Genomic DNA, 16,652 nt, shown 5'->3' with positions numbered 1-16,652 from the left:
CTAGGACCTCTATGACAGAAAACACTCAACACCTTCAACGCTCCTCGATTGAGTTACACGAGTTTACACGTACCGACATCTGGAGCGGCTTCACCCAACTTTTGCCTCTCTCTATGTTTGTGATCGTATTTGGTTTCGCATTCGGTGTCGCTGCAGTACAAACTGGACTGAATTCTTTTCCAACTATGTTAATGAGCACACTTGTTTTTGCAGGTGCTTCACAGTTTGCTACGTTGGATATGTGGGGAGCAGAAGTCCCCCTTATTCCAGTTCTTATTACCGTATTTGCGATCAATGCTCGCCACCTTTTGATGGGGGCCACGCTATATCCTTAGTTACGTCAACTCCCCCCGACAAAACGATATGGTGTGATGTTGATAGCTTCGGACGCAAACTGGGCAATGGCACTCCATGCCTTTGGAAGGAAGGAACCCGGTTTTGGATTGCTCGTTGGCGGTGGTTTAGCACTTTGGTTATTTTGGATCATCGGCACTTGGGTTGGCATTTACTTTGGCAGCGTAATCCAAGATCCAGTGGGGCTTGGGCTCGATATGGTTATGGGCTGCTTTTTACTTTCCATGGTCGTCGTTGGGCCTAAAAACTCAAGAATCTTTATTATTTGGGCCACAGCAGCGGCATCTTCAATATTGGCATATTGGTATTTACCTGAAAACAGCCATGTTGTTGTTGGTGCTATTTCTGGTGGGGTGTTGGGTGCTTGTTGGAAGGAGAAGAAATCATGAGTATTGAAACAAATGTTGGTGGTACTTTATTGATAATCATTGCAATGGCATTGGTCACATTAGCTACACGCTGGGGTGGTGTATATGTCATGTCATTTGTTCCAATTAGCGAGCGTGTTCAACGTTTTATTACAGCGATGTCAGGTTCTGTATTAGTCGCCCTTCTCACACCTCTTGCCGTAGAAGGTGACAACGGAGCTAGAGCTGCACTCTTTTCTACAGCTGTCGTCATGTTCGTCATCAAAAAACCTCTACCAGCAATCGCAGCAGGAATCATTGCCGCGGCGGCAGTACGATCTTTGTAGCCATTACCACTACTACGAAACTCCCCAAATAGCTAAACCACATCTGCGCCTTGGTCACATCTTTCGATGCTATCAAGGCTTACCCAATACCTGAAAGTGACGGATATAAACCAAGTGATCTGCACCAGTCTGACTGGTGCAGATCAGTATGACGGTTGTTCATTATTGTTACAACCCAATAGAGATAGAGTGGTCAAAGAAATAAAAATAATTTTGTTAAAAAAGCTCATAATCTAATCGCCTATACATAACAATTCCATTACAGTAGCGACATGATACTTGTCTGAAACTTCTCGAGCAAGTGAGTCTACCCCTGCTTTTCCAGTTGGTTATTACAATCCACATCACCCACATCAATATAACAATGGATTTACACAGAATTAGTCAAGTCTATAACCCCATCGGCCACTGCAATACGTATACCCAAACTAGTAGTAAGGTCGTCCACACCAACAAAAACGCCAAGCTAAAAGGCAACATTAATGACATCAGGGTACCTAATTTAGCCTCCTTATCGTAATCTTGTGCGGCCGCTAAAATTAACCCGAGATAGCCAAACAGTGGGCTAATAATGTTGGTGACTGAGTCTCCAATCCGAAACGCCGCCTGTGTCACTTCTAGTGGAATGCCGACATAGAACAATGAAGGGATCAATACGGGCGCTATCATGCTCCATTGAACAATCGGAGATCCCATAAAGATATTCAGAAAGGCACACAAAATAACGACCAATAAGAGAATTATTGCTGGATGTAGTTGTACCTCTGTCACTAAGCTACTCATCGACATGGCTAATACACCCGACAACTGGCTGAGCTTGAAGAGGTAGATCATCTGCGACGCAACAAAGATGATCAGTAAAAACACTCCAAGTTGGCTCATGCTTTTTTGACAAGCATTCAGCAGATCGCGCTCGCACTTGAAGCTTCCAGAGAGGTAGCCATAGGCTAATCCACTTAAACCAAATGTAACGGCAATAATAATAGGTAGTCCACGCATCACTTCGCTGCGTCCTAAAGGTTGGCCTTCGTATGGGGCTAGCCAGCCGTTGGGTAGGACGGTTGAAAGTACAACAAACACGGCAACCATGACGAATACAACGGCTGCGGCCCACATGGCTTTGTCATTATTGGCAGCTTTGTTGTTATCGAAATCATAGCTGTCAGTGAACCTTTGTTCAGGCGTAGCATAATGGCATGCGAATCGACTTTGACGCTTTTCAACGATATTAATCGAAACAAACGAGCCTACTAAAACGAGAGCGAATACGCTGGCACTCATAAAAAAATAGTTAGCCAGAGGGCTGACGATAATAGTCGGATCAATCAGTTGAGCAGCAGAGGTCGTGATGCCTGCAATCACAACGTCATAAGTGGTTAAGAATACGGTGGCGTGAGTTCCCCCTGCTACCCCCGCAAATGCGGTGGCAAGCCCAGCAAGCGGCGGGCGATTGGCGGCTTGGTATGCTCGACAAGCCAAGGGGATGAGTACAATATAGCCTACAGAACCGACGACATTCGATAAAATGCCCAAGATCATGATGCTTACTGTCAGCTGCCACTTGCCGGTTTTACTGACTAACCGCTGAACGGAGTAACTGATGAGGCCAGAAGAGTCCGCCAAGCCAATTCCAATGGTGGCAATAATGACGACGCCTAATGGTGGGAAGCTGATGAACTCTTTGACGCTGCCACCGAGCCAAGTTCTTACCGCCTCTAAAGACAACAGGTTGTTGACGTGTTCAATGTTTCCACCGGGCAGTGTGTAAGAGACTTGGGCGTTGGACGTGAAGAATGAGGTTACTATGATTATCAACGACAACCATAGAAACAAGAAGACAGGATGGGGAAGTTTATTTCCCCATCGCTCTAACTTATCAAAAAATGTATTTGGCATCAGGTTAGAAAGCGTAATTCAAGCCAGCGTAATACGTTCGGCCTTGAATGACTTCGGTATAAGTCTCAGGGCTTGATACATCTTCATCCATCACGTTGTTGACACCGAGTTTCAGTTCCAGTTCCTCCATTAGGGTATGACGCATGCCAATATCAAAGGTTGTGTATGGGTCAGAGACATCATTGTTACCGAGCTCACCACGTACTTCACTGCGGTAATGGGCTCTTGCAAACAGATCGGTATCGTAAGTGACATACCAATTGGCTTTTACTGAAGCTTCATGTTCAGAGGTGCCGACAAGGCGTTCGCCGCTTGTGTCGTCTGTCGCATCAAGGTAAGTATATGAAGCGTCAAATCCAACGTGCTTGAACTGGTGTTCGGCATACAACTCTAAGCCTTTGAGCGTCGCTTTATCCACATTGATAAACGTATAGTAGCCGTCGCTCCCATTGGAGCTTTCAACTTGCTGAATAATGTCGTCAACGCGGTTATAGAATACGGTGGCGTTAGCAGAGGTGGCTTCGTTGGCATAGTAGGCGCCAATTTCACTGAAGGTGCCGGTTTCTGCTTTGAGATCTTGGTTGCCATAGACGTTACAAGCCGCGGGTCTATCAGGGCAAGCTGGGCCGCTGGCTGGCGCGGTATAAGACGGTGAGATCTGTGCCATGGTCGGTGCTTTGAATGCGGTTCCAGCGCCGGCTTTTAAGCTCCAGTTGTCGGTTAAACCTTGTGTGATGTATCCACGATAAGTAAATTCACTGTCAAACAGGGAGTCATGATCAAAACGTCCACCGAGTGTCAGTATGGTCGAATCGGCAACGGCTAAGTTGGTTTCAAGATAAACAGCAGTACTGGTTCTATCGGTAGAGCCTCCTGTAATGCCGACGTTTTCGATTTCGGCATTGCGAGCCTCGGCTCCCACTGTCATTGTATGATCATCGACAAAGAAAACGGCTTGTACATCACCGCCATAGTTTTGTTCGGTGATGTCTGAACTTGGGGTGTCGTATTTAACATCAAAGTCACTGTAGTAGAGGTGGGCATCGACACTCACAAGATACGATTGGTAATCATACCCTAACGTGTAACTTTGGAGTTGACGCTCTTGTTCATACGAGCGGCCACGATACATTGCCGTCCCCGATTGATCCTCATTCGACAGTTGGACTTCCAAGTCAATCGTGTGTTGGTCGTTCAGCGCATAATCAAAAGAGTTCACTAAATTGTAATTTTCTTGCGCACGACGTTTAGTGAAGCTCGACTGTTCGGAATAAAAAGATTCGTCGGTGTCTAAATAGTTACCATATACGGTATAACCCAAAGCATCGGTAATAGGGGTTGAAAAATACAGACCATAAATTTGTCCACTACCACCCTTGTCACCTTGGTTGTATTGCCCTTCAACGCTTATCGCACCCTCTGCGGTACCACTGTGCTGACGAGTGATGACATTGACCACACCGCCCATGGTATCGGCACCATATAGAGTGGACATTGGGCCACGAATCACTTCGATATTATCGATAGCAATACTTGGCGTTAGGCTCAATGCATTGTCGCTACCACGCCATAATGCTTCTCGGGTATAAGATCGACGGCTGTTCAATAACACTTGCGTGTAGTCACTATTTAAACCACGAATTCGCACACCACGAGAGCCATTTGCTTGGGTCGACACGCTAACGCCTGGTGCGTCAATAAGCAGATCGCCTACGTCCCCTGTCATCTGATATTTACTCTGCTCTTGAACGTCTATCACGGTCAAGGTTGCAGGGGCTTCTAGTAGACTTGTGTTTTGGCCAGCGTTTGCGGTGACAACCACGGTTTCATCAATTGCCGATTCCGCCATAACAAAAGAAACGGGTATAAAGGTCAGGCTAAACAGACACGGTACAGCATGACTTGATTTGAGTTTTAACATGTAATGACTTCATGGTTTTTAAATGAGGACTGGCCTAGAATATAATGAAAATAAATCTCATTGACAATACCACTCACCATAAAGTTCTTTTGATTATATTCTATTGAAATTTAATATATTTGTGGATAATAATTCAGACTTATTGATAGTTTAAAATGATGTTGAATTGTTTTTTGATTGATAAGTGTGTGATGCCGTATTGCCATACTTTGAATGTATGGCTTAAAGGGTTGTTCCGCAAACAAATGTACTGGTTTTCAGATGCAATTAGGTTGCTAGTGCGTAAAATTGCTCCCAAGCAGATAAGCCTTCAGGATTATCGAGCTTCAATCTCTTTTTAATCGCACTATACCTAGCTTGTTTAACCTTTGACTTTAAGAAGTTAATGATGATCTTATTTCGTTGCTCTTCTTTGACAAAACCACGAGAAGCCTCCACTTTAAAGTAAAGGTGGAGAAGGGTATTTTCGAAAGTAACTTTCAGTAGTTGATGATATGAACATTCAGGCATTGGTAAGGCGATTCACGTCAAGTTCAAGGGCTGATGGGACACTTGTTCAGTTACTGGTTTGCCTTGATTATCATAGACTTTAGGGACTGGCTGAAAAATGACAAAAGACTGATAGAGTGTGACGGCTACCTTAAAAACAAAGCGGCATTGAATTACCTTAAAGCTAGACACTCCTCCATCCACGCATCAACTTCACTTTCAACCCAAGCTACTGCCCTACCCCCCAGACTGATAGACTGAGGAAATTGATCTTCATTCATTTTTCGGTAAATCGCTGAACGGCTAAGGGCGGTCTTTTGCATTACTTCTTTTAGCTTTAGAAATCTCATGGGACGTCCTCCTATGTTATTGGTTCCCATGTGATTACCTGGCACGTAGAAAAATACCGTTTTGTACCTTGTGGTGTTCAATGCCAACTTCAAACCCAGTAACAACAAAAAACACCTGCTGGCTATGCCAGCAAGTGATTCCTTATCATTACAATTGACGATTCGCAGCTGCAAGAGCGTATCTATAAGCGGCATCTTTTCCTGCGGAGCAAGCAGCGACTTTTCTTACCTCAACTTGCTTATCTGTACTTCGTTTATCCACTAGCTCCCAAAGGTCTTGATGAGCTATCGGCTTTTTATTTGCTTTACGCCAATTTCGACGTTTCCAACCATCAAGCCAGTCATTAAAACCATCAACGCAATAGTCACTGCTTGAATAAATAATATCGCCATCACAAGCACGCTCTAGCCCAAAAGCAAGTGCTGATAACTCTGCGTAATTACGGTCTACGATGCTATCAAGGAACAACCAGTCTTCACCCGCTATTCTTTCATAGTCATCGAATACAACCTGCCCTACCCCAGCAGAGAGTCGTCCTCTTCGCTTCTCTACGATGGCTGCTTCTACATAAATTTCTTTTTTCATTTTTATACTCTCCAGAGACTGAAAAGCCGATACATCCTTTGCACCAGCTAATTGTGTTGATTGTTCATTCGTCGCTCTATTGCGATTGCTACATAACAACGGCAAGAGAGTTATTTTTTACCTGTCTCTGGAAATACTCTCCTTCACACCCCGATTCAAAATGCTCTCAGATATATTTCATCAGTACGCATAACCAAACAGATAACCCAAGGAGCTCTTATGCGTAACGCCAACAACCAACACGATTACCCATTTAAAACTTCAGAGTTAAATGAACTGCTAGAACGTGCAGCCGACGCACTGGCTGCAAAATACAAACGTGAAGGCACGTTCACTAACCCAACTAATGTCAAAGAGTACTTAAAACTCAAATTAGGAGCTCATGACCGAGAAGTGTTTGCGGTGATGTTTCTTGATAACCAACATCAATTGATCAGTTTTGAAGAGTTGTTCTTTGGCACCATTGATGCTGCCTCTATTTACCCACGCGAAGTACTCAAAGCAGCACTAAACCATAACGCTGCTGCCGTCGTTTTTGCTCATAACCATCCTTCAGGTATTGCTGAGCCCTCTCAAGCAGATAGACGCATTACACAGCGTTTAGTAGATGCTCTCAAGCTGGTGGATATCCGAGTGTTGGACCACATCGTTGTGGGTGAGGATTATGTGTCATTTGCAGAAAAGGGGTGGATATGAATAAGTTTTCTATCTCTGGGGTAAATGATGAACTCGTTAGTCCCATGCATTGTTTTCTTGAAGCACTTATGTCTGAAAACGTCATCCCCAATACAGTCGAGCGGGTAGCGTTAAACATACGCTCTAAAGATATAAATAGTCGCTTTCAACCAATCGAAATTCAATTAGAGCGAACATCAAGCAAAACACCTTGGCAACTTCGCTTTATTGCCACCTTTGATGTGATGGTTACTGGTAAGCCACAAAAAGAGTTATCGCTGTATTTCAACTTCGCAGGGTGTTGGTTCTACCACCCAGAGATTAAGCAGTGCAACTTACAACGGCCAGAAGTTCAAACCTTACTTGCTAGCTGGCTTAAAGCCATCACTCACACTCTCATCACGCAACCGGCTATCTCAATCAACATCATATCCGTTCGTTAATCCTAACTTATTTCAAAGAGGTTCCTATGAATCAAGCAGCCAATCTGGCTATGTTCGCGTGCAAGCGAGCTAAGCCTTCACATCAACTGAAAGACTTAATCAAACGATCTATTGATGATGTTAATTACCGAGGAAAAATGACCATCTGTTTTCAAGATACCAATTACCACCCGAAGGACGGCGGCTTTCACCCTGTATCTATTACGGTAGATATCAAAGATAGCCATATCGCTCTTATTGAAATCACTGACCTTGTTTATGTGGGAACCGGTACACCAGAGCTCGTTCCTGACTTGGCTTTTGATTTTGCTAACAACGTCGCTTTCGCTCGTTTCAGCGGATGGCTTGGTATGTACCTGCAAGAAACAACCGAGCTATATGAAATGTGGGAGTGTAACTTTCTAGCTTATGTAGAAATGAACGCCTACGACCAAGTTCAGGTTGAGTACAGTTAATCATCACTCGTAGCAACCCTATCCACTAACCGTCCCGCTCCACTTCATATCACAAACATTCAGCACAACCACCAGCACAGAGCCAAAACGAGGCTGCTTCCCATATTGTTAAAACGGGAAGCTTCCATCCCTTGCTGTATAAGGGTTCTTTAATATCGTCTGCTCTGTGCTTCCCAAAACACCCTTCTACAGACAAAAAAGGAAGCAGACTATGGCTGAAGTCCAAGCAATTAAAGACGATGACACCATACGTATGGTTGGTCACTTATTGAGTATTCGTTGTCATCCACAAATGGCCGATGTATGGCATATCGGATTAAACCTAGCACTGAGGATTTCTGATTTGTTGTCGATTCGCTTTGAAGACATTCATGGCGACCGAGTCATTATTCGAGAGAGTAAAACCGGAAAGCTCGCCAACATTCAACTCAATACCAAAGCGCAGCAGCATATTGCTAGGTTGAGAGAGCAACATCCCGACCACATCTATTTGTTTCAATCCCACCGATGCCAACAGTTGAAAAACAAACCACCCCAGCCAATCTCACGACGCGCCGTGTCAATGGCGTTTCAGCAAGTAGGCCAAGAACTGAATATCGCTTTAGGTACTCACTCGATGAGAAAGACGCGAGGTTACTTTCTCTATCAATCCACAAAAGATATAGGACGTGTCATGAAAATGCTTCGTCACACATCTGAGGGAGTCACACTTCGCTATATAGGAATCACTCAAGATGAAGTCGATAAAGACTTTGTTTCTCTTGAACTTTAAACCTAATCATTTACTCAGGGGGCGGGACCGCTAATCCCTTATTAACATTAAGCTCAGAGCCCTTTTGAGTTTCGTTATCATCACATTTGAGAGGTAAATAACATGAATCCATATCACGCAATAGGGAGCTTTGTTGTAGGCAGCTTATCGAAAAGTTTAATCCAAAATTTATTCTGGAAAACCGACGGTCCAGTAAGGGGGAGCATTGTGTATTGCGATCTCGCATTTGGATATGCTGAGCATTCAGGTGTGTACATGGGAAATGGACGTATCATCCATCGTAATGGCAAAGGCCTTATCGAAGCTGCATCAATTCGTCAGTTTCTAGCAGATACCACAGCCCTTTCAATTTACGTCAGTTGCAACGCCCAAGGTAGAGCCGTTGGCAATGAGTCTACTGTTCAAATAGCAGGCGCTATGCTTGATGTACAAACAGACTATTCCCTGTTAAATGAAAACTGCCATCAGTTCTGTAGCCACTGCCTAAGTGGTGACATCTTCTCAAATACCTTCACCTTGACTCAGCTTAAACGTGACGCTCTTTTGCACATTCAAGCGAGTCAATGGCGCGTGTGGGACTTGAGGGATCGTCACAAAGGATAAGGGGATTCTCTCCCCTTTTTTAATCTCTTAGTCGAGGTTACCTAGTGCTACAGCCAAAGCAACGATGCCCCTCGCCATAGCGCTTAGTTCTCTTCTTTGCTAGATAGCTAATTCGATAAAACAGCTTACTGTACCAATAAGAAAAATCTTTGTGGTTTGAATCCAGGTGATAACCATGATTTCTCGGGAAGTAGACCAAACGACAAACATCTTCGGCTGCACAGCCAAGCGCACTCGCCCAGGATTTTATCACTAAAGCGGCTAAGCTATCTTGCCCTGAGTAGTCACCTGCCTTGCAAAAGCGCTCTTTATTGAGAAACAGAACTAAATGGTAATGATCGTTACATGATGTATCACGCTCTCTTACCCAAGCATACCTGACATTACAGGAATGTACTCTTTTTCGCTCTCCACGTATCTTTCGCGCCTGAGCTTCAATTCTGGCGCTTAAAGACTCTGTAAAGCGTTTCATCAAGTTTGTTCGTCTAAGGTTATAACTAACAATTTCATCTCGGCTAAGACAATCAAAGAAACTATCATCGACTGGCAATCTGAGATCAATTCGAATAGCGTACACTCGCGTGTATTCTTCAAGCGCACTGTTCATTGTAGTAAGCAATCTATCGAGATAGAGCATGTTATTTTCTTCCTGCGAACCTTGAATAGTTAGTCCATGGTAAGTTGATTCTTTCATGAGTTAGTTCCTGTGTTGTTTATCTACAGGTATCCCCACTCATCTTATTTTTTACCTTATCTCTATCACCTACTTAGGGTAGGTGTAACGCTTATAGTTACCCACCTTACTATCAGATAATAGTCATACCGACACTCCTGCTCTTCAGCTACTTGGTCACAAACCTTATAGGACAATGCTGCACGTAATACGGGTGTCCTGTAATCCACTCAGAAGTTATGTACATCTAGCCTAGTTCCGCTCACCGTTCAGAGCAACAATACCAATGAATTGCCACAATAAAATGCAGAATAACCTCACTAATAACTCACACTAAAACCACATAATAACCACCAAAAAATCACATATATATCACTAAAATTACTACACAGTAATTATAATTAATGATATATATTGGATACTGAACTTAACGACAGAGGCATATCAACTATGGCTTTTCACGTACCTAAAGAACCATTTAATGCTTATTCCTTCCGCGAATGCAGCTTCTATATCAACTACCTAAATCAAGCCCTTAATCAGGATACTTTTCAATCGGTGGAAGGTTTCAGTAGCGTTCAAGAATGTTTGAATGCTCTTAGACAGGAATTATCCTACCTAGAAAAAAATGGGAAAATTAACAGTAATCACATTAAGAAAATGAAGACTGATTTTCAAAACTGTCAACTATCTGGTGAGGATTTTTTATGGCTCCATAACTCAGATGAACGTTTCTGTAACTGGGTATGGTGTTATCTGAGGGAACAAAGCAAGATATTTGACAGAATTAAGTTTCGAGATCAGCTTAGAAGAGGTAACTCCAACAAAATAAAACTACATGACTTTGGCCTCGATCTTGATATTGGCAGAAACTTTGATGGATTATCACATGACGCTTTTAAGCCAATGAGTAATAATTTCACTGCAAGGAAAAGCAATATCATTGATAGCTTTCGGAGTTCCGAACTAGAACTATCACAGCAGCGTAAAGTTATTCAAACACTGCTAAACACTTGGGAGTCCATTCTGGAAGATACGAGAATGTCAGCCTGGCTTGAAGAAAACCAAACAGCTCAAAGCAATTGGTCATGGAAGTATATAAAAGATACAGGTTACAGACTTCAGTCAAAAGTCTGGAGCGTTTCAAGCGAACAAGACAAAAGAGCCGCTATTGTTGCGATTTTCGATATGCTTCACGATAAGCCAGATCGTAAATCACTCTTGATTGGTAAAATGAAGCGCGCATGGAGTCAAAAAAAGTTTCGAGATAAATGTAATGGTAAGAGGCCCTATAGCGTATCGATGACAGACAGGACGAAAAAGCGATTGATGTGGTTGGTCGAACAAGAAGACAGTAGCATCAATGAAATCATAAAAAATCTCATTGATATGCGCTTTGAGCAACTGAAATAGCACAAGTTGTGGTTGCAATGCGACACTCTCGTTAACAAAAAATCAAACCTTTTTTTAAATAACAAAAAAGTCAACACTGAAAATCAGAATACTAACTGCTTTCAGCCTCAATTCACAACCTTCAATAAGGCCCTATTTATAGGGCTTTTCTTTATTTTCGTCCATCTGGTGCCCATAGTTATACGTTAAAAAACCGAATTCAAGTCCAAAAGCGAAACTTCACCATTTAAGTAACCACGCATATTTCTCTGAACATGAAGGCTCATTGCCAAAAACTCGAGACACTTCTTCGGCCTGCAATTAAGCATCTAATGTTTTGCCAATCGCTTCGAGATTCTTAAAATAACGATCATTGTCGGCTGTAAACCGTGCCTTCATGCCTTTTGTAAGGCATCAGTATATTCAAGGTTGTCTCTCTGCGACGCCTTTATCTAATTTACAGTACCCTCATAATAGCTACAACTTTAATCCTTTTACCTTTGCGATACTCTTTATGTCCTTGCCTAAAGTGTCGGCAGAGCTTATCTTTATTAGCCTTCTCTTCAGCTATATATCAATAAATCAGCACATGCCTCCTGGGTATTCCTACACCCGTTAAAACTCCTAAAATTTAGTCTGGACTCCAGTTACGCCCAACCAACAATCTGATGAGCTGAACCCGTTCAAGTAGAATGATGTATTTCGCAGACAGCTTCCACCTACCTAAGTGAAATTTATTAAATTGACTATGATTTTCGTCCAAACAGTTAAAGTGTTAAAATGATCACAACAATGTTGATGGGGCTTAAGGTGGTCGTAAAAATACTTCTAGTCCCCCCACTATCTGATTTTTTCTTTTGGTACCCCACCTGATACCCCATCAGATTTACCATAAAAACAAAAGGTATATTTTTCATATGGTTGCAAGTAAAATCCAATGGTTTCCGGGTCACATGCATAAAGCCCGCAAAGAAATCGAAGAAGTTATCCCACAAGTTGATGTGATCATCGAAGTACTGGACGCTCGTATCCCGTTCAGTAGTGAAAACCCAATGATCTCTTCACTGCGCGGCGATAAGCCTTGTGTAAAAGTGCTGAACAAGCGTGACCTTGCAGATCCTGAACTGACTCAACGTTGGATTGAGCACTTCGAGAAGGAGCAAGGCGTTAAAGCGATTGCGATTACGACTAGCGTAAAAGAAGAAGTTAACCACGTTATGGAGCTGGTACGTAAACTGGCACCGCACCGTGAACAGATGGGCAAAAACATTCGTACAATGATCATGGGCATCCCGAACGTGGGTAAATCGACCATCATCAACTGCTTGGCTGGACGTACGATTGCGGTTACTGGTAACCAACCTGCGGTAACTCGTCGCCAACAACGTATCAATCTGCAAAATGGCGTGATCCTTTCAGATACTCCAGGAATCCTTTGGCCTAAAGTAGAAAACCCACACAGTGGCTTCCGCTTGGCTGCAACAGGTGCTGTAAAAGATACAGCAATGGAATACGATGAAGTGGCATTCTACACAGTAGAGTACCTAGCAAAACAGTACCCTAACCTTTTGCAAGAGCGCTACCAACTTGAAGAGCTGCCTGAGTCTGACATCGAACTGATGGAAGCGATTGGCCGTAAGCGTGGTGCACTTCGTGCCGGTGGTCATATCGACATTCACAAATGTTCAGAAATCCTGCTTCACGAATTGCGTAATGGCACTTTAGGTAAGGTAACGCTTGAGTTGCCAGAAATGATCACACAAGAGCTGATCGAAGTTGAAGAAGCGGCTGCGCTGAAAGCGGAACAACAGATTAAGAAAAAAGAAGAGCGTCGTAAGCGTTACCTGAAGAACAAGCGTTAATCGCGATTAGTTTTTATAATCTGCTTTAATTTCTGTTTACCACTCTTACACCAGCCTCTAGATATTCACGCTCTATCGATAATAGAGCGTGAATATTGCCCGCTACCGTTTGTTGATCTAGCTAACATACTGACAAATCTATAGAAATGGTCGTTTACAATCCCAAAGACTGTGACATACTACGCAAATTATTGTGTATCAATCTCGGCTAATTTCTCAATGCGCTCTTATTCTGGGTTCAAGAATCAAAGATTTAAAACCTATTTCGATAATGAAATTTATTTGCCGTACATAAATTTCATCTACATCCCTATCTCAATATTCTGTGCTTTTATCGTCACCGACTACATCCACTTTGGTAGCGAGTGCATTACGCCTATCATTTTCCGAGTCATACTTTTTTTATTGATGATGGCCGCCGCCAGATACTGTATTACAAACAAACCCAACGTTTTGGAACTCGTAGAAAGTGCCTTCCTTGTAATTAGCTCACTTTTCTTGGTCTATATCGGTCGACTAGCCATCGAGCTGAACAACTTCGATTACCAAGGTGGCATCATTTTAGTGATGATCTACATTGGTACGTTTTCAAGATTGTCAGCCAGATACAGTATATCTACGCTGTCGTTTATCTTTTTGGCTTATCTCATCGGCCTTGCGCCACTGCTTTATGAAGCGGAGCCAGAGCATGAAATAGAAACAATTTCCGTTTATATCTCGGCTTACATCCTAATCTCAGCGGCCTGTGTTAGACGTGACCTGGAAGTACACAAACGTTTCGCTCAATCCGAGCAACTCCGCAAACAAGCGATTCAGCTTCGCAAGCAATCTAATATGTTCGAGGCCCTTTCCTATCAAGACGCACTAACGGGCTGCTACAACCGCCTTTATCTTCATCAGGTGATAGAACCGAGCATAGACCGTCAGCGATCCATTACATCGCTCATGATAGATATTGATCATTTCAAATCGATTAACGACACCTACGGCCATCAAATGGGTGACATGGTGATTAAAGAACTGGCCGATGAGATTCAAAAACGACTACCGACTAGCAGTAACTGCTTTCGATACGGCGGTGAAGAGTTTTTGGTGCTGGTCCAAGGAGAAACCGAGGCTTCAATTGAATCGCTGGTTAATGCCCTTTTAGAATCCCCTACTCGCCTTAGATTAGAAGTAACAATTTCAATCGGTGTGAAACATGCCCCTCAAGCCCTTGGTTCTGTCGAGCAGCTTATCGACGACGCTGACCAAGCACTCTACATTTCGAAAAAAGGCGGTAGGAATAAGATCACATGGTGTGATTAATCGCCCAATATTTCACGCATCTTTGCGAATCATTAAAACGACCACTAATTCAATCAAAAAAGCCCCGAGCAACTTAATACTCGGGGCTTTTGTCTTTGTTCTTCTGCTTTAAAATAGCTTCGTTAAGAACCTGCTACTCAGCAAAAAACAGTATTCAACAAGAATCGACTAAGAATACACAACGCTCGCTGTTTTCTGTTCAAGTTCAACGGGAGAGCTCCAAGAAATCACTTTTTCATTCACTTGGCTGCCACATGGTGCGTTCCAAACTTGCTCTAGTTCTTCTTTGCCACCAATCGCCTGATAAAAAGCAATCGCTTGGTGGTTCTCAGACATCACCTCTAGGTAAAGCCCTGAGTCCGAATAGTATTGCTGCAACCACTTCGACAATTCAGACAACAGACGCTTGCCTACACCTCGTCCACGATAATTATTATCTACATGTAACGCATCGATGAACGTACCACGCTCAAAGTTGTGATTACCGAACGCGCAGACAAAACCAACCAGTAAACCGCCTTCCTCAAGCAATAAAACATGTTGGTTGAAAGGAGGATTAATCAAACGAGTCTGCCAAATAACAGATCTGTCCTCCAAAACATCATGTTCTAGGTAATCATCAGCAAGAATGCCACGGTAATATAGCTTCCAGCTATCCGCGTGTAATTGGGCAATCCGCTCATAATCTTTATATTCAGCTACCTTAATTTCCATTTATTAGCCCTTAGTACTTCCATTTATGACTTGCTACTACATTTCACACTACCTTTATACAATATTTAAGCAAAACATACTAATACACGTTTACACTTTCAATATTGACTTACACGTGTACGCTGATATTCTAGCGCACAGATGTAAGCCCAATGGAAATTTGCTAATGAATAGTGCCGACAAACAATCTACAAAAAAGCCGCCATTAATCTGGCTCAATATTTTTGTGTTCTCTTTTAGTATGCTGCTTGCTGTTGTAGCGGCTCCCGTTTATGGCTACTTTTTTGGCTATGGCATGGAGCACTGGATATGGCTAGCAATCTGCTTTACGTTCTGTAACCTTTCAATCACGACAGGTTATCACCGCTTATGGTCACATAAAGCGTTTGAAGCGCATTCAAGCCTAAGATTCCTGTTTGCATTAGGTGGTGCATTTGCCCTGCAGAACAGCGCGCTACACTGGTCTTCTGATCACCGTGTTCACCACAAGCATGTCGATAACAACGACAAAGACCCATACTCTGCAAAACGTGGATTTTGGTACTCACACATTGGCTGGATGATTCGTAATTACAGCACCTCAATGTACGAAAACTACGAAAACTGCCGTGACCTTAAAAAAGATAAGATTGTTATGTGGCAGCACAAGCACTATGTTCTGTTAGCATTACTAATGAATTTCGGTGTTCCTATCGCTTTAGGCGTGATTTACGGTGACGTGATTGGCATGTTGTTAATCGTAGGTGCAGTTCGTTTGGTACTTAACCACCACACAACATTCTTTATTAACTCTCTTGCTCACATCTGGGGTAGCCAACCTTTTACTGACAAAAACACAGCGCGTGATAACGGTGTGTTAGCAGTACTCACTTTCGGCGAAGGCTACCACAACTTCCACCACATCTTTGAGAACGACTACCGTAACGGCATCTACTGGTGGCAATACGATCCAACAAAATGGTTGATTAAGAGTGCTTCGTTGATGGGACTGACAAGTAAGCTTAAGAAAACCCCTCAAGCTCGTATTGAGAAAGCTGAAGCGTCAATGTTACTTAAACGCACCCAGCAAAAAATCATGCATCGTGCCGACAAGCAACAAATCGCAGAGAAGCTTCAACAAGAGTTTGATGCTCTAGTATCAAACATGAACGAATATTACGAAGTTAAAAAACAGCTACTTGAAAGCAAGCGCGAAGACGTTGTGAAGAAGTACGAACACTCTGTTCTTAAGGTTCGTTATCAGCAAATCAAAATGAATTTCGAACAACAGAAGAAAAATTGGGCGATGACAGTGGAACAATATGCTTAAAGCAAAAAAATACGCTTAACACACCAATAACAACACAGTTTGATTCTTATTCTGAAGCCCTTATATTGCTATGAGGGCTTTTTTAAGGTTCATCGCGGATTAGCGGGAACTAAAAACAAAAACGGTAGTAAGTGATATGGTTTAGTCGCCAAACAA

The 16,652-nt window shown here is 42.9% G+C and carries 16 protein-coding genes and 2 pseudogenes; 11 read left to right on the top strand and 7 right to left on the bottom strand.

Annotated features, from left to right (window positions below; all coding sequences use genetic code 11):
- Window positions 1-11 precede the first annotated feature (11 nt).
- Window positions 12-743 (top strand): annotated as a pseudogene (locus AB4503_RS23290) (AzlC family ABC transporter permease).
- Window positions 740-1,048, top strand: a complete 309-nt coding sequence (locus AB4503_RS23285) for an AzlD family protein (RefSeq protein ID WP_086714187.1) — start codon at window positions 740-742, stop codon at window positions 1,046-1,048. Before AB4503_RS23290 ends, AB4503_RS23285 begins: the two are co-directional and overlap by 4 nt.
- Window positions 1,049-1,438: 390 nt before the next feature.
- Here AB4503_RS23285 and AB4503_RS23280 read toward each other — a convergent pair whose 3' ends face one another.
- From AB4503_RS23280 to AB4503_RS23260, 5 genes and pseudogenes are all read right to left on the bottom strand, one after another.
- Complete coding sequence (locus AB4503_RS23280; RefSeq protein ID WP_102465043.1) at window positions 1,439-2,944, bottom strand: AbgT family transporter; 1,506 nt, start codon at window positions 2,942-2,944, stop codon at window positions 1,439-1,441.
- Window positions 2,945-2,948: 4 nt separating this feature from the next.
- A complete protein-coding gene (locus AB4503_RS23275; RefSeq protein ID WP_229647825.1) occupies window positions 2,949-4,865 on the bottom strand; it encodes a TonB-dependent siderophore receptor in 1,917 nt (638 codons plus the stop codon).
- 324 nt (window positions 4,866-5,189) lie between these two features.
- Window positions 5,190-5,375: pseudogene (locus AB4503_RS23270) on the bottom strand (DUF2913 family protein); the annotation flags it as partial.
- Window positions 5,376-5,527: 152 nt separating this feature from the next.
- Window positions 5,528-5,734: an AlpA family transcriptional regulator gene (locus AB4503_RS23265; RefSeq protein WP_102304078.1), complete on the bottom strand. Its 207-nt coding sequence runs from the start codon at window positions 5,732-5,734 to the stop codon at window positions 5,528-5,530.
- A gap of 118 nt (window positions 5,735-5,852) precedes the next feature.
- Window positions 5,853-6,290, bottom strand: a complete 438-nt coding sequence (locus AB4503_RS23260; RefSeq protein WP_102465041.1) for an RNase H family protein — start codon at window positions 6,288-6,290, stop codon at window positions 5,853-5,855.
- 219 nt (window positions 6,291-6,509) lie between these two features.
- Between AB4503_RS23260 and radC the strand changes: the two genes are divergently transcribed.
- The 5 genes from radC (at window position 6,510) to AB4503_RS23235 (ending at window position 9,238) form a co-directional block, all read left to right on the top strand.
- Window positions 6,510-6,986: a DNA repair protein RadC gene (radC, locus tag AB4503_RS23255; protein WP_102333509.1), complete on the top strand. Its 477-nt coding sequence runs from the start codon at window positions 6,510-6,512 to the stop codon at window positions 6,984-6,986.
- Window positions 6,983-7,408 (top strand): DUF2787 family protein, encoded by a 426-nt coding sequence (locus AB4503_RS23250; RefSeq protein WP_102333510.1) that lies wholly within the window; start codon window positions 6,983-6,985, stop codon window positions 7,406-7,408. The genes radC and AB4503_RS23250 overlap by 4 nt, the downstream gene beginning before the upstream one ends.
- Before the next feature lie 26 nt (window positions 7,409-7,434).
- Window positions 7,435-7,863: a DUF2787 family protein gene (locus tag AB4503_RS23245; RefSeq protein ID WP_017102422.1), complete on the top strand. Its 429-nt coding sequence runs from the start codon at window positions 7,435-7,437 to the stop codon at window positions 7,861-7,863.
- A 211-nt stretch (window positions 7,864-8,074) separates the two neighbouring features.
- Window positions 8,075-8,635 carry a tyrosine-type recombinase/integrase gene (locus AB4503_RS23240; RefSeq protein WP_102333511.1) on the top strand — a complete coding sequence of 187 codons (561 nt, stop codon included), beginning with the start codon at window positions 8,075-8,077 and terminating at the stop codon, window positions 8,633-8,635.
- A gap of 102 nt (window positions 8,636-8,737) precedes the next feature.
- Window positions 8,738-9,238, top strand: a complete 501-nt coding sequence (locus AB4503_RS23235; RefSeq protein WP_102333512.1) for a lecithin retinol acyltransferase family protein — start codon at window positions 8,738-8,740, stop codon at window positions 9,236-9,238.
- 37 nt (window positions 9,239-9,275) lie between these two features.
- Here the strand turns inward: AB4503_RS23235 and AB4503_RS23230 are convergent, their stop codons facing one another.
- A complete protein-coding gene (locus AB4503_RS23230) occupies window positions 9,276-9,932 on the bottom strand; it encodes an inovirus Gp2 family protein (RefSeq protein ID WP_086714178.1) in 657 nt (218 codons plus the stop codon).
- A gap of 393 nt (window positions 9,933-10,325) precedes the next feature.
- Between AB4503_RS23230 and AB4503_RS23225 the strand changes: the two genes are divergently transcribed.
- The 3 genes from AB4503_RS23225 (at window position 10,326) to AB4503_RS23215 (ending at window position 14,473) form a co-directional block, all read left to right on the top strand.
- The gene (locus AB4503_RS23225) at window positions 10,326-11,324 is read left to right on the top strand and encodes a hypothetical protein (RefSeq protein ID WP_133154074.1); all 999 of its coding nucleotides are present in this window, start codon (window positions 10,326-10,328) and stop codon (window positions 11,322-11,324) included.
- An 896-nt stretch (window positions 11,325-12,220) separates the two neighbouring features.
- Window positions 12,221-13,165 (top strand): ribosome biogenesis GTPase YlqF, encoded by a 945-nt coding sequence (ylqF, locus tag AB4503_RS23220; RefSeq protein WP_372115791.1) that lies wholly within the window; start codon window positions 12,221-12,223, stop codon window positions 13,163-13,165.
- 282 nt (window positions 13,166-13,447) lie between these two features.
- Window positions 13,448-14,473: a GGDEF domain-containing protein gene (locus tag AB4503_RS23215; RefSeq protein ID WP_065584644.1), complete on the top strand. Its 1,026-nt coding sequence runs from the start codon at window positions 13,448-13,450 to the stop codon at window positions 14,471-14,473.
- A gap of 168 nt (window positions 14,474-14,641) precedes the next feature.
- Here AB4503_RS23215 and AB4503_RS23210 read toward each other — a convergent pair whose 3' ends face one another.
- Window positions 14,642-15,187: an N-acetyltransferase gene (locus AB4503_RS23210; protein WP_017062600.1), complete on the bottom strand. Its 546-nt coding sequence runs from the start codon at window positions 15,185-15,187 to the stop codon at window positions 14,642-14,644.
- A gap of 166 nt (window positions 15,188-15,353) precedes the next feature.
- On the opposite strand from AB4503_RS23210, the gene AB4503_RS23205 reads away from it, so the two are divergent.
- On the top strand, window positions 15,354-16,496 hold the full coding sequence (locus AB4503_RS23205; RefSeq protein ID WP_372115790.1) for an acyl-CoA desaturase: 1,143 nt from the start codon (window positions 15,354-15,356) through the stop codon (window positions 16,494-16,496).
- Window positions 16,497-16,652: the final 156 nt, after the last annotated feature.

This window comes from Vibrio sp. 10N.222.55.B11, assembly GCF_041473705.1.
Taxonomy (GTDB): Bacteria; Pseudomonadota; Gammaproteobacteria; order Enterobacterales; family Vibrionaceae; genus Vibrio; species Vibrio crassostreae_C.
Note: the sequence above shows the minus strand (reverse complement) of the source record. Positions and strands in the feature narration are given on the sequence as shown.

Coding starts and splice junctions, on each gene's coding strand:
- AB4503_RS23285 (WP_086714187.1), top strand. CDS start 740: ATGAGTATTGAAACAAATGTTGGTGGTACTTTATTGATAATCATTGCA.
- AB4503_RS23280 (WP_102465043.1), bottom strand. CDS start 2,944: ATGCCAAATACATTTTTTGATAAGTTAGAGCGATGGGGAAATAAACTT.
- AB4503_RS23275 (WP_229647825.1), bottom strand. CDS start 4,865: ATGTTAAAACTCAAATCAAGTCATGCTGTACCGTGTCTGTTTAGCCTG.
- AB4503_RS23265 (WP_102304078.1), bottom strand. CDS start 5,734: ATGGGAACCAATAACATAGGAGGACGTCCCATGAGATTTCTAAAGCTA.
- AB4503_RS23260 (WP_102465041.1), bottom strand. CDS start 6,290: ATGAAAAAAGAAATTTATGTAGAAGCAGCCATCGTAGAGAAGCGAAGA.
- radC (WP_102333509.1), top strand. CDS start 6,510: ATGCGTAACGCCAACAACCAACACGATTACCCATTTAAAACTTCAGAG.
- AB4503_RS23250 (WP_102333510.1), top strand. CDS start 6,983: ATGAATAAGTTTTCTATCTCTGGGGTAAATGATGAACTCGTTAGTCCC.
- AB4503_RS23245 (WP_017102422.1), top strand. CDS start 7,435: ATGAATCAAGCAGCCAATCTGGCTATGTTCGCGTGCAAGCGAGCTAAG.
- AB4503_RS23240 (WP_102333511.1), top strand. CDS start 8,075: ATGGCTGAAGTCCAAGCAATTAAAGACGATGACACCATACGTATGGTT.
- AB4503_RS23235 (WP_102333512.1), top strand. CDS start 8,738: ATGAATCCATATCACGCAATAGGGAGCTTTGTTGTAGGCAGCTTATCG.
- AB4503_RS23230 (WP_086714178.1), bottom strand. CDS start 9,932: ATGAAAGAATCAACTTACCATGGACTAACTATTCAAGGTTCGCAGGAA.
- ylqF (WP_372115791.1), top strand. CDS start 12,221: ATGGTTGCAAGTAAAATCCAATGGTTTCCGGGTCACATGCATAAAGCC.
- AB4503_RS23210 (WP_017062600.1), bottom strand. CDS start 15,187: ATGGAAATTAAGGTAGCTGAATATAAAGATTATGAGCGGATTGCCCAA.
- AB4503_RS23205 (WP_372115790.1), top strand. CDS start 15,354: ATGAATAGTGCCGACAAACAATCTACAAAAAAGCCGCCATTAATCTGG.